The organism is Micromonospora sp. NPDC127501, assembly GCF_040302185.1.
GTDB lineage: Bacteria > Actinomycetota > Actinomycetes > Mycobacteriales > Micromonosporaceae > Micromonospora.
Window position 1 is genome coordinate 558018 of the sequence record NZ_JBEORJ010000003.1, and the last position, 13224, is coordinate 571241.

General features: G+C 69.5%; 9 protein-coding genes. 4 read left to right on the forward strand and 5 right to left on the reverse strand.

The features are described from left to right. Position 1 precedes the first annotated feature (1 nt). The 3 genes from ABTW72_RS09885 to ABTW72_RS09895 all read left to right on the forward strand — a co-directional run bounded on the left by ABTW72_RS09885 (position 2) and on the right by ABTW72_RS09895 (position 2712). On the forward strand, positions 2-814 hold the full coding sequence (locus ABTW72_RS09885; protein WP_350856615.1) for an inositol monophosphatase family protein: 813 nt from the start codon (positions 2-4) through the stop codon (positions 812-814). Positions 815-935: 121 nt separating this feature from the next. Further along, on the forward strand, positions 936-1340 hold the full coding sequence (gene sodN / locus ABTW72_RS09890) for a superoxide dismutase, Ni (protein ID WP_238686611.1): 405 nt from the start codon (positions 936-938) through the stop codon (positions 1338-1340). 61 nt (positions 1341-1401) lie between these two features. Further along, on the forward strand, positions 1402-2712 hold the full coding sequence (locus ABTW72_RS09895; RefSeq protein ID WP_350856618.1) for a radical SAM protein: 1311 nt from the start codon (positions 1402-1404) through the stop codon (positions 2710-2712). 143 nt (positions 2713-2855) lie between these two features. Here the strand turns inward: ABTW72_RS09895 and ABTW72_RS09900 are convergent, their stop codons facing one another. Beyond that, positions 2856-4433: a pectate lyase family protein gene (locus tag ABTW72_RS09900; RefSeq protein ID WP_350856620.1), complete on the reverse strand. Its 1578-nt coding sequence runs from the start codon at positions 4431-4433 to the stop codon at positions 2856-2858. Between the two features lie 478 nt (positions 4434-4911). Between ABTW72_RS09900 and ABTW72_RS09905 the strand changes: the two genes are divergently transcribed. After that, the gene (locus ABTW72_RS09905) at positions 4912-6225 is read left to right on the forward strand and encodes a hypothetical protein (RefSeq protein ID WP_350856623.1); all 1314 of its coding nucleotides are present in this window, start codon (positions 4912-4914) and stop codon (positions 6223-6225) included. Between the two features lie 61 nt (positions 6226-6286). On the opposite strand, the gene ABTW72_RS09910 is transcribed toward ABTW72_RS09905, so the two are convergent. From ABTW72_RS09910 to ABTW72_RS09925, 4 genes are all read right to left on the reverse strand, one after another. Beyond that, entirely contained in the window at positions 6287-7366 is a 1080-nt protein-coding gene (locus ABTW72_RS09910; RefSeq protein WP_350856626.1) for a hypothetical protein, read from the reverse strand. A 59-nt stretch (positions 7367-7425) separates the two neighbouring features. After that, positions 7426-8058 carry a hypothetical protein gene (locus ABTW72_RS09915; RefSeq protein WP_350856628.1) on the reverse strand — a complete coding sequence of 211 codons (633 nt, stop codon included), beginning with the start codon at positions 8056-8058 and terminating at the stop codon, positions 7426-7428. Between the two features lie 27 nt (positions 8059-8085). Then, positions 8086-10506, reverse strand: coding sequence for a family 43 glycosylhydrolase (locus tag ABTW72_RS09920; protein WP_350856631.1), 2421 nt, complete (start codon positions 10504-10506; stop codon positions 8086-8088). A gap of 204 nt (positions 10507-10710) precedes the next feature. Then, the gene (locus ABTW72_RS09925; RefSeq protein WP_350856634.1) at positions 10711-13176 is read right to left on the reverse strand and encodes a glycoside hydrolase family 43 protein; all 2466 of its coding nucleotides are present in this window, start codon (positions 13174-13176) and stop codon (positions 10711-10713) included. Positions 13177-13224: the final 48 nt, after the last annotated feature.

Genomic DNA, 13224 nt, shown 5'->3' on the forward strand with positions numbered 1-13224 from the left:
CATGTCGATCACAGACCACGCGCTGGTTGTCGAGGCGGCGGAAGCTGGAGCCGCAGTTGTCCGCTCCCGGTACGGCTCAGCACTGACGCGAATCATGAAGACCGGCGGTGACTTCGCCACCGCCGCCGACGTCGAGGCCGAGCAGGCCATCCTCGACGTCCTGCGCGCGGCGCGTCCGGACGACGCCGTGGTGGCCGAGGAGAGCGGGCACACGGGTACGGGCGACAACGGACGCACCTGGCTGGTCGACCCGCTGTGCGGCACGTTGAACTTTGCCGCGCGGACCATGCTGGCCTCGGTCAACGTCGCCCTGCGCACCGGGCCGGACGTCACCGTGGCGGCCTCGGCGGACCCGTTCGCCGATGAGGTGTTCTGGACCGACGGCACCGCCGCGTACGTCCGGGGTGCGGGGACGGACGAGCGACTGCTCCCGTCGGCCGAGTCGACGCTGGTCGACCTCAACCTCGACCCGCCCTTCCCCAACCGGGACGTCTTCCTGGCCGCCCGCATGCTCACCGACGAGGGCTTCCTCGCACAGTTCCGACCGCGGGTGGTCTCCACCAGCCTCGCCGTGGCCTGGGTCGCAGCCGGTCGCCGCGCCGCCTATGTGACGGACCGCCACGACCTGCGCAACAGTGTCCACTTCGCGGCCGGAATCGCGCTCTGTCAGGCGGCCGGCTGTGTGGTCACCGGGCTCGACGGCCAGCCGCTGCACGCTGGTGGGGACGGTCTCGTCGCGGCGGCGGACGAGCGGACGCACGCCGCTCTGCTGACGCTCGTCCGGAAACAGGGCTCGCGATCGACTCGGCCTTGACATGAAGTGCGGTTGAGGTTCTAGCGTCCCTAGATGATCACGTCAGGGCCGTCGCGCCCGGACGTACGTCAGCTGAACGACCACCGTCGAAGGGATTCCGATGTTCCTGTCCCGCCTTCTCCTGTTCCTGTCCCGCCTTCTCCGCCCGCGTACCGTCGCGAGCGCGCACTGCGACCTCCCCTGCGGCGTCTACGACCCGGCGCAGGCGCGCATCGAGGCCGAGTCGGTCAAGGCAATCTCCGAGAAGTACCAGGCCAGCGACGACCCGGAGTTCCGCACCCGCGCGCTGCTCATCAAGGAGCAGCGGGCCGAGCTGGTGAAGCACCACCTCTGGGTCCTGTGGACCGACTACTTCAAGCAGCCGCACTTCGAGAAGTACCCCCAGCTGCACGGCCTCTTCAACGAGGCGACCAAGCTGGCAGGTGCCGGCGGCGCGAAGGGCGCCGCGGACCCGGCGGTCGCCGAGCAGCTCCTCGGCAAGATCGAGGAGATCTCGAAGATCTTCTGGGAGACCAAGCAGAGCTGATCAGCCGGCACCGGGTGGCACCGGCCACCCGGTTCGGCGTACCACGTTCGGGAGGAACCGCATGACGTCGCGTACCGACCTCGTCGAAGAGTTGATGGGCCGTTTTCCACACGTGCCGCGGGAGGCGGTCCTCAAGGAGGACCTGCTGCGGGGCGGGCTCGCCTTCGACGACGCGGCACTGACCGACAACGAGCACGGCGACGTCAAGCCGAAGTCGTACTTCATCTTCTCCTTCGATCACCGGACGCTGCCGGAGTTGGGGACGGCGGCGCTGCGCCGGCCACCGGAGGAGATCGTGCTCACCGGGGGTCCGTACGAGCTGCGTCGTACCGTCGTCTCGGTCCGCACCAACCCCAGCTCGCCGTACCGCGTCGGCACCGACAGCGACGGTCGACTGCGCCTGTTCCTGGACGGACGGCCGATCGCCGATGTCGGGCTGCCCCCCATGCCGGCGTATTACCGCCACACGCTCGCCAACGGCAAGTCGGTGATGGAGGTCGCCCCGACGATCCAGTGGGGCTACCTCATCTACCTCACCGCGTTCCGGGTCTGCCAGTACTTCGGCGCCAAGGAGGAGTGCCAGTACTGCGACATCAACCACAACTGGCGGCAGCACAAGCAGGCCGGCCGGCCCTACACCGGGGTCAAGCCCGTCGACGAGGTCCTCGAGGCGCTGGAGATCATCAACCGGCACGACGTCGACCGCGCGTCGCAGGCGTACACGCTGACCGGTGGCAGCATCACCTCACAGGTCAACGGGCTGGCCGAGGCCGATTTCTACGGCCAGTACGCGCAGGCGATCGAGGAGCGGTTTCCGGGACGGTGGATCGGCAAGGTCGTGGCCCAGGCGCTGCCCCGAGCCGATGTGCAGCGGTTCCACGACTACGGAATCCGCATCTACCACCCCAACTACGAGGTGTGGGACAAGCGGCTGTTCGAGTTGTACTGCCCGGGCAAGGAGCGGTACGTCGGCCGGGAGGAGTGGCACCGGCGCATCCTCGACTCCGCCGAGATCTTCGGCCCGCGCAACGTGATTCCGAACTTCGTGGCGGGCGTCGAGATGGCCGCCCCGCACGGCTTCACGAGCGTCGACGAGGCGATCGCCTCGACCACCGAGGGGCTTGACTACTTCATGTCCCGGGGGATCACGCCCCGGTTCACCACCTGGTGCCCGGAGCCCACCACACCCCTGGGCCGGACGAACCCGCAGGGCGCGCCGCTCGAATACCACGTCCGCCTGCTGGAGGCCTACCGGGCGACCATGGACGCCCACGGCCTGTCCAGCCCGCCCGGGTACGGCCCCGCCGGGCCTGGGCGGGCGGTCTTCTCGGTCAGCTCCTTCATGGACACCCTGCCGTCCACGGATTCGTGACGGACACACTCGGCTGGCCCGCAAGGGGATACGCCGTGGAGCGGTATACCTCAGAGGCATATTCATACCTCTGAGGTATACCGCTCAACACCGCAACCGCCCTGACGAAGGTGACCGACGGCGGTCGGCCGAGCCCCACTCGTCTAGCTGGCGTACGTCTCGAACTCACCGACCCGTGGCGTACCGCTGGAGCTGTTGATCTTGAAGTTGATCTTGCTCATCGCGGCGGCCGAGAAGGTGATCGCACCGGCCCCGCTGCCGGAGGCCAGGACGGCTCCGTTGTCGTTGTTGATCAGCTGCCAGGACCCGATGGAGCCCTGGGTGCCGGACGGCTCGCGGATCACCACCCGGGACACCTGGGTCGCCGAACCCCACTTGATCGAGATCGTGCCGGTCGACCCGGCCGGCGACCAGTAGGTGCTCAGGTTGCCGTCGCGCACGTTGCCGTAGCTGGTCCCGCTGGCCTTGCTGGAGCCGTCGGCGCCGGCGCCCAGGCTGAGGTTGGTCCCGCCGGTGGGCGGAGGCGTCGTGGGCGGAGGCGTCGTGGGCGGCGGGGTGGTGGGTGGCGGGGTGGTCGGCGGTGGAGTGGTGGGCGGCGGGGTCTGCGGCGAGCAACTGCCGTTGGACACCTTCAGGCCCGTGTTGGCGCCGACCGTCTGACGGACGATCTCCGGCACGCAGCTCGCCCCGTCGAGGCTGTACGGGTACGGGATGCTGACCGTGGTGTTGGAGGTCGGGTTGGGGCCGGCGGGGTAGTTCTCGCTGCCGGCGTTGGACCAGGTCACGTTGTCGAAGACGTTGCCGGCGACCTGCCAGTAGCCGCGCTCGTTGGTGTAGAAGGTGCCCAGGACGTCCTTGGAGTCGCGGAAGTAGTTGTTCTCCACTTTGGCCCTGGCCCCGGCCCGGGAGTTGATCCCGGATTCCCGCAGGCTCACGTAGTGGTTGTTGTAGATGTGGGCGACCCCGCCGCGCAGCAACGGCGTGCGGGAGTCGATGTTCTCGTAGAGGTTGTGGTGGTACGTGATGAAGCCGTTCGACAGGTCGCTCTCGCTGGACCCGACGAGACCGCCGCGACCGGAGTTGCGCAGGATGCTGTAGGACAGCGTCACGTACTGGGTGTTGTCCTTCATGTCGAACAGGCCGTCGTACCCCTCGGACTCCCCGCCCGAGGCCTCCAGGGTGACGTGATCGACCCAGACGTTGCGGACCGTGCTCTCCATGCCGATGGCGTCCCCACCGTTGGAGGTGGGCGAGCCCGACTTCTTGACGTTCCGCACTGTCACGTTCTGGATGATGATGTTGCTGGAGTCGCGGATGTGGATGCCGAGCTGGTCGAAGACGGCGCCGCTGCCGACCCCGATGATGGTGACGTTGCTGATCTGCTTGAGCTCGATCACGCCCGCCGCGGTGTTGCAGCTCGACCCGGACACCTTGCTGGTGTTGCCGTGGTTGATGGTCCCGGTCACCTCGATGGTGATCGGGGTGCTGCTGCTGGCCCGACCGCACAGTGCCGCGTGGATCGCCGTGCCCGTGCTGGCCCGCACCGTCTGCCCGCCCGCACCGCCGGTGGTCCCGCCGTTCTGGGTGGCGTAGCCGGTGGCGTTACCGACCGCCGCCGATGCCTGCGGGGTCGGCAGCGCCACCCCGGCAGCGATCAACACGGCTGCCGTGGCCGCCGCGGCCAATACCGTCCGACGTCGCAACACGACTGGTCGTCTCATGTCGCCTCACCTTCGCATTCGTCTCGTTCCAGGCTTCGCCCCGACGGACATCGCGACCGCACCTGCCGACGAACATCATTCGAAATTGGCGACAGTCAATCGCGGGGATTTCACCGAGGTCTCTCACGCCCTGGTAGAAGCGGGGATGTGTCGTGCGAGCGGGGTGTGCCCGGTAACACCGCTCGTCCGACCGTCAAATGAAACATCGATGCAACGCAATCGTAGGAAAGCGGTTTCCCTGAAAGCAATAGCTGACGCTTGCAGGTTTGTTGCAGTGGGTCTCGAGAGGGTCGGCCGCGCGGTCCGGGCGTCGGCGGCGCGGGTTCCCGGCCTGTTGGGCGCTCGGTATTGACACCGCTGGGCCCGCCATCGATGCTCTGCTAAATCAGTTTAGCGACCGGCTCGCTCCGACCCGTCCCACTCCCGGTCCCCGGGCGGATCGCCGACTGAGCGCGCCACCCCCGAAGAAAGGACCCGCATGAGACTGCGAAGAGGACTGATCCCGCTCGCTGCCACCCTCGTCCTGGCCGGCGCCTCCGGCACGGCGTACGGCAGCGCGAGCGGCAGCCGGGGCGACACGGACGGAATCCGCAGCATCACCCCGATCACCACCGTCTACACGTACGGCCAGAAGGTCTCGGCGGTGGCGATCGAGTACGGGGCCACGGTCAACCCCCGCACCCTCGACACCGCCACGTTCTCGGTGACCGACACCATCTACAACTTCCGCTTCAACCCCATCGAGGACCTGCCGAAGCTCGCCGACCGGACCGTCACCCACACCTACACCAACGGGACGCCGGGTACCCGTGCCGACCACCGATCGGCGCCGGGCAGGTACGTCATCGTCGAGCTCGACCCCGCCGACACCGGCGGCTCGACGGTCATCGTCTCCAAGTGCCCGACCTTCCTCTGCACCGTGAAGGTCAATCCCGAGCTGCCGACCCGGGTCGTGCAGCGCAAGGACGTGCACGGCCAGCCCGGCCGCGGGGCCGGCAAGGGGCCGGTGCTCGCCCGGGCCACCCCGCGCGAGTCCCGACCGGTCACCGAGAGGCCGGTCGACCAACTGGTCGACGAGTTCACCTACGGCTCGTTCCTGAGTGGCGGAATGGTGCTGCCGTACCACTACCACCTGCCGAAGAACTACCAGCCGGGCCGCAGGTACCCACTGATGGTCGTCCTGCCCGGTCATGGCATGGGCTGGGACGGTGACAACCTCGGCGTCCAACTCGCCGCCGACATCCCGGCGACCGCGTGGCTCCAACCGCGCTGGACCGGCACCGCCGAGGACGTCATCGTCCTGGCGCCCCAGCACCAGCGGGTCGGTGGGGTCGCCGAGGCGGACCTGCTGGTCAAGCTGCTCGACCAGTTCGTCGACCAGTTCGCGGTGGACACCCGTCGGGTGTACGCGACCACCGTGTCGTACGGTTCCCAACTGCTCTGGGAGGCGTTCGCCAAGCGTCCGGACCTGTTCGCCGGCGGGTTGGTGACCGGTGGTTTCCCGGTCAACGCCACCCAGGCGACCGCCATCGCGGCGGCCGAGGTGCCGGTGTGGATCACCCACGGCGAGCACGACCACCTGCTCAACGTCTCGGGCGCGCGTAACTCCACGGCGGTGCTGCGGCAGGCGTACGCCGCCCGGGGTAAGACGCCGGAGCAGACCGCCGACCTGGTGCGCTACACCGAGTACGCCGACGCCGCGTTCTCGGTGCCGGACTACCACGCGGCGTTCGGACCGACCTATGAGGACGCCAGCATCCTGCGCTGGCTGCTGGGCCGGTCCAAGCCCTGAGGCCACGGACCGGGCGACGCCTCGCCGCGATCCGGCAGCGCGATCCCCTCGCGCCGACGGGTCACCGGCGGGCGTCGCCCGCGTCGGGCTCGGCAGCAGCGGGCGCTCCCCCGACGAGCACGGACTCCTGACCCTCCTGCCGGCCCTCCTGCCTCGCGCGGGCCAGCAGCCCGGCCAGCCGACGCCGCCGGTGCCGGGCCGCCGCCCGCAGCCCCAGGAGCAGGCCGGCGAGCAGCCCCAACAGTGCGAGCTGCGCCCACGGTACGACCCAGGTGGTGACGGTGGCGGAGGCCGGTCGGAGGTCGGCCCCGGCCTGGCCGTCGCCGAGCAGCGTCGGCGAGGTGCTGACTGTCGTGCGGAGGCGCACCAGGGCCCAGACGCCGTCGACCCGGGTTTCCACCGTCCGAACGCCGCCGGGCAGCAACTCCTCGACGGCACTGGTGGCGTCGTGGCTGCTCCGGTCCAGGAGGTCGGACATCGCCACCCGACTCGTTCCGCCGACCCACACGTTGCCGTCGTTCTCGACGGTGTAGCGGACCCGCACCGTGCCACCGGCCAAGGGGTTCCACGACGGGGAGTACGTCGCGCCGAGGCCCCGGACGGCCAGGGCGGCCTGTGCGGAGCCGTTCACCCGCAGCATCACCCGGAAGCCGACGCGGCTCTCGACGTTGACCGTGCCGCCGGTGCTGGTGACGGTCGCGGCGATGCCGGCCGGGTGGTCGCCCGGTGTGGCGCCCCGGGGCACCGTGATCCTGAACGGCACCACCCGTGTCTGGTTGGGGCCGACGGTGACCTTCTCCTGCACGTCGATCCAGGTGCCGCCGTCGACCGAGGGACGGTCGGACGACAGCATGTTGAAGCGGCCCTTGTCGGTGAGGTAGCCGTCGGCGGCCTTCAGGGAGAAGGCGACGGCGGTACGGCTGAAGTTCCGTACCGCCAGGTGCTCGGTCACCGCCTGCCCCGGGTCGAGGCTGGCGTTGATCCATCGGCGCTGGTCCGGCCCGGTCGCGGTGGCCGGTTGTACCGTCCAGGTCAGGGCCTTCGGGTCGGGTTCCGCCGCCGCCGCGGTCGGCGCGGCCGCAACCGCGAGGGACGCGACGGCGAGGACGACGAGCGCCCGGCGCAGCGGGGTGACGGTCATGAATCGGCCCTTCGGCACGGGGCTGGGCGGGGGCCCGATCCGGGCCCCCGCCCAGGCCACTACTCGAACAGTGAGAGCGTGAGCGTGGAGCTGTACGCGCCGGCGGCGACGTCCACGGGGGTCCGCAGGTACAGGTCGGCGTTGACCGAGTACGAGTCGCTGGCGACGGCCTCGGAGTCGAAGGCCGAGACCAGCAACTCCTGGTCGACGAGGCCGACATTGTTGCCCGGCTGGGTCGGCTCATCCAGGCTGGTCACCACCTCCTCGCCCTCGGTGACCAGGCCGGTGTCGCCGCCGTCGAGCAGGCGCGGCTTCCAGCCGAAGTGGTCGGCGGTGATCGGCGCCTGGCCGGCGGCACCGGCGAAGTCGGTCGCGCTGCCGAGCACCGCCCAGTTGGCGCCGTCGGGCACCTCGTCGGCGACGCGGGTGTCGGTGACCGTTACCGTCGGCAGCGTGCCGACGAACTGGCGTACCAGCAGCGTCGAGCCGTCCTCGGACAGCGCGACGGCGTCGCCGGCGATCGACAGCGCGAGCACGCCCGGTTCCCTGATCTCGTCGATGTCGACAGTGACCCGCACGCTGGCGTCGTCACCAGGCTCGGCCAGTGCGGGCGACGGCAGCACCGCCGCTCCGGTCAGCACGGCGCCGACGACGCCGGCCGCGAGTGTCTGCCGCCGTTTGTATGTCTTCATGTGATCTCCGTTCTCCGCCATGAGGGGTTATCCGCCGCAGGTGCCGGCGGGGTGTTGCACGGTGCGGACGGTTGTCACGTCGTGTCCGCCGACCGCCCCGGTCACCCGGGCCGTCGCCGAACCCGCCGGCACCGACTCGGCGCGGGTGTTGAAGGACTGGTAGGCGTTCGCGCCCGGCGCGACGGCCGTGAACGAGCGCTCGCCGTACGGCGTCTCGAGGGTGATGCCCACCGGCGCGTCGTGGTCGTTGCGCGCCTGCACCGCCACGTACGCCTTGCCGCCCACGCACCGCGTGGACGCGGTGAGCGTGACGGGCAGGTCGGAGCTGTCCGCCGCGAAGGCCCAGTTGTCGATCTCGAAGAGGTCGACGCCGGCCGGGCCGGTGTAGGTGAAGTAGACGTCGTGCACGCCGCTGACGCCGTCAAGGGCGGCGGTCACCTCCGCCCACTGTCCGACCGGGGTGTCCACCGCGACCGTGCCGACGACGGGCCCGTTGACCTCGTCCAGCCGGACCTGGATCTGCCCTCCGGCGGCGAGCGCACGCACCCGCGCCGTCAGGCTCTGCGCGCCGTTGTCCCCGAAGTCCACCGAGGACAGCGCCGTCCAGTCCCCGTTGTCGATGTCGCGGACCACGAGGTTGGGTGCCGCGCCACCGAACTGGGCGGAGCTGCCGTCGACCTTCGTGGTCGCGACGCCCTTGCTCCAGCCGAAGGTCTCGGCCTCGAAGACGCGGTACGGGTCGAAGTCACGGACCTGGTCCACGCCGGCGTAGGTGCCGACCACCTGCTGAATGGTGCCGTCCGGGTTGAAGGTCAGTTCCTGGATGTGCGGGCTGCGGTACCCCTGGGTGGTGTTGCCGTTGATGCGCTTGTTCAGCGTCGGGGCGTGGTACGTGAAGTAGTACTTGCCCCCGAACTCGAACACCGACTGGTGGTTGTTGCCACCGGTGCCGGCCCCGAAGAACTGCGACTGGTTCGGGAAGAGCACCCCGGCGTAGGTCTCCTTCGGCCACGACATCGGCCCGTCGGAGATCATGTAGCCGATCTGGCCACCCCCGGGATACCCGGGGAGCGGCTGCTGGCTGCCACCGAAGTCGTTCCCGCCGAAGTGCGAGGAGTACGAGAAGTAGTACTTACCCTGGCGCTTGAAGACGTGGCCCGCCTCGAAGGCGACCGGGGCGTCGACCACCGCGGCCGTTCCCTCGGTGGAGACCATGTCGTCGCCGAGTTCGATCGAGCGGATGTTCTTCGGGTTGTTGAAGCGCTCGGCCGGCGGCATGCTCGTCGACGCGGGACCACCACCGAAGTAGAGGTACGGCTGACCGTCGTCGTCGACGAACGGGGCCGGGTCGAACTTCCACGCGACGGTCTCGGCGCCGGGGGTACGGCCGTCGATCAGCGTGCTCGTGCGCTCGCTGGTCCACGGGCCGAGCGGCGACGCACCCGTGATCACGTTGCTGGAGCCACCACCGTTGGCGTAGTAGAGGAAGAACTTCTCCACCCCGTTCACCACCTTCTTGGTGATGCCCGGAGCCCACGAGTTGGCGGTGAACGGGGCCACCCCGTTGGGGCCGGCGACCTGGATCTCACCGTGGTCCGTCCAGTTCACCAGGTCCTCCGAGGAGATCACCGTGATCTGGTTGATGTCGCCGTAGTTGATCCCCGGCGAGACCCCGGTGGCCGGGTTCGGGGCGTAGCCCTGGGTGTCGTTGGTCATGTACATGTAGACCCGGCCGTCGTGCACGAGGCCGAAACCGTCAGCCCCGAACTTGTGCCCGATCAACGGGTTGTGCTCCCCGGGCAGCTTGCCGACCACCTCGATGGTCTTCGACGCGGGCGCGGGCGGCGCGGCGCCGACCACCGACACGTCGTCGAGCTTGAAGTCCATCAGGTGCAGAGCCGGGTCGGTGGATGGCGTGCTCGTCCAGGGGGTCTCGAAGAACAGGCGCGCCGTCGACACGCTCTGCGTCGTCGGGATCGTGAACGTTCCGGTGAACTGTGCCCACTGGCCCTTCGTCGCCGTCACGCTGACGAGGTTGGTGTAGGTGCCACCGCCGTAGTGCATGGTGGCGAAGAACTGCTTCGTCGCCGGTCCGCTCTCGTTCTCGTACTTGATGCGGGCGGTGAGGGTGTAGGCCTGGCCGGCCTGCACCTTGCCGCTGAGGTCCTGCATGGGGCCGGACCCGGTGGTCGTCCGGCTGGTGACGAGCGCCGCGTTCGCGCCGGCGTAGGCGTCCGACGTGGCCGACAACTGGGCTCCGTCGGAGGCGTTTCCGTTGTTGACGAACCAGTTGGCCAGGCCGTCCTCGAACCCGCCGTTGACGACGAGGTTCGTGTCGGCGGCCTGGACCGGCGCTGCCGGGGCGACGAACCCCGTGGCCAGCATCAGGCCGACTGTCGCGAGCGCTGCGACCCGTCCTCGGGTCGCCCGTCGCATTCGTTGTTCCACGAGACATCCTCCTTCATCTCTGACGTGCGGTCATCGGTGTACGGGGGATCGGTGGGTGCACTTTCCGTGGGTGGTCCGGACATCAGGGGTCGACTGCCGCCACCGGCCCGACAGTGGCCGACGGCACGGGACAGGTCCGCTGTTCCGCGCCGGCCGGCCGGTCGCCGGTGGTGCTGGTCGGTGGGCCGAGGGCTCGTGGTGGGGCTATCCGCCGCAGGCGCTGGCGGGGTGCTGGGCGGCGTGGACGGTGGTCACGTCCCGGCCGGCGACCGCCCCGGTGGCCCGGACCGCCGCCGCGCCGGCCGGCACCGACGACGCGCGGGTGTTGAACGACTGGTAGACGTTCGCCCCCGGCGCGACGGCGGCGAACGACCGGTTCCCGTACGGGGTCTCGACGGCGATCCCGACGGGCTCGTCCGAGTCGTTGCGCACCTGCACCGCCAGGTACGCCTTGCCACTGAGGCAGCGCACCTGGGCGGTGGTCGTCACGGGCAGCGCCGCCAGCACTCCGAGTCGGGCCAACTGGTAGCTGAGTGCCCGCTCCGGTGCGTCGATCTGGTTCTGCGTTCCGAACTGGCCGGCTCGTGCCGACGTCGCCGCCGCGAGCGCGGATTGCGTGGCGGCCCAGGCGTCGGCCGGGTAGTGCCGCGGGTCGAGTGTCTGCGCGTGGGCGATGGCCGCGTCGAGGGCGGTGGTGTCCAGCGGCCGGGCCTGCGCGGTCAGCACGTCGCTGAGCAGGTAGTCGTCGAAGTCGACGTGGCCGCCGGTCTCCTGGGTCGCGTAGGTGAACAGGCCCACCCGGTGACCCATGAAGTGGGCGAGGCTGCCGTCGAGCGTCTGCGGGCCCGCCCGGTTGCCCAGCCGGGTCCACTGGACCCCGTCCAGGCTGTAGTAGAACGTCGTCCACAGCTGGCCGACCGGCGAGGAGAAGTCGAGGTCCGCCTTCACGTGCACCTCGGTCGCATCGCCCAGCGACACCGTCGTGCCGGGGACGAAGTTCTCCAGCGTCGACTGGTCGAGGTCGACAGCGAACGGCTGCGACCGGTTCACCACGCCGAGGGTGTTGACGTCACCGACGCGCTTGACCGCCACGTACGAGAATCCGCGGTTGTAGGCGGCAAGGCCAGCGACGTCGCCGTTCTTCATCCCGGAGATGTCCATCCGGGTCTGGACCGACTGTCGTGGCCCGAACGTCCGCTGCGAGAGCGTGTTGCGGGCCTCCTCGAACCACGCCAGCTCGGCCCGGTTGGACAGCTTCGTGTAGACGTACTGACCGGTGACCACAGTGCCGGCCGTCAACCGCAGCCAGCCGTCGCGGTCGGTGAGCGACCAGTACCGGTTGTCCGGCGCGTGGTTCCACTCCCACGCCAGGTCCAGCCGTGACCCGTTGGGGGCGATCTCCGCCGGGTCGAGCGGGGCGGGGACCGTCCACCGCTCGTCCTGGTACGCCTTGTGCGGCGCGTCGTTGGCGAAGTCGTCCGAGGCGACGATGCTCTTCTGCCGCTCGAACAGCTCCTCGGCCGGGCTGAGCCGGATCGGCTTGTCGAACAGGCCGTTGACCGGCACGACGCCGTTGGTGCCGAAGGTCGGCCACCCGTTCTGCCAGGTGGCGGGGATGAGCGCCGGGATGCGGCCGATCGGGAACGTGTCCCGGAAGAACATGCCGTGCCAGTCCGTCCCGCCGCCCGCCCGGCTGATGGGCACCAGGCTGCCCTGCGCGAAGCCGTTGGAGTTGAGCACTCCGCGCGCCTCGTAGGTGTTGACCCCGCCGGCCGAGGTGTAGCGCCCGAGCAGGTCCTTCGACCGGAACATCACCACCTGGCGCCCCTGCCCGGACGGCCAGGTGATGATGACGGCGTAGTACCAGCCGTCGATGTGGTAGACCTGCGCACCCTCGAACAGGCCACCGATGAACGGCTGCCCGGCGTAGTTGTTGGCGGTGAAGATGTTCGGGTAGTCCTGCGCGATGGCGGTCAGGTCGGCGTTGAGGCGTACGGCGCTGGTGCCGCCGGAGCCGTAGAAGATGTACGGCGTGCCGTCGACGTCGAAGAAGAGCGACGGGTCGTGCAGGCCACGGTTGAGGGCGGTGCGCTGCCAGGGGCCGTTCTCGATGTCGTCGGTGCGGTAGAGGTACGCCCCGCTGAGGTTGTTGGTGTTGAAGACGGCGTAGAACGTGCCGTCGTGGTAGCGCAGCGACGACGCCCACTGGCCCTGGCCGTACGAGTTCTGGCCGTTGCGCAGTGAGAACGAGTCACCGATGCTCGCCCGGTCGAAGACGTAGTTGACGATCTCCCAGTTGACGAGGTCGTACGACTTCATGATCGGCGCACCCGGGCTCAGGTGCATCGTCGTGCTGATCATGTAGTAGATGTCGCGGCCCTCGTCGTTCTCGGCGGCTGGCACCCGCTCGACGCTGATGTCCGGCACGTCGGCGTTGAGCAGTGGCACCGAGTAGGTGCCGGCGCCGGTGTCGGTCGAGGTGTACGACGATCGGGGCGACCATCCGTCGGCGGCGTGCGCGGCGGCGGGGGTCGCCACCAGGCTCGCACCGACGAGAACGGCCGCCGATGCGAGCGCACACAGTGAACGGAGGCGATCCGGGCGCACTGTGGACACCAGTCGGGTCACCATGGTGGTGGTGTGGCGAGCGGCGGCGTTCAGGCTGTTCACAGCGGATGCGCGGGCGATGTTCAGGACACGCGAGCGGACCGACACGAC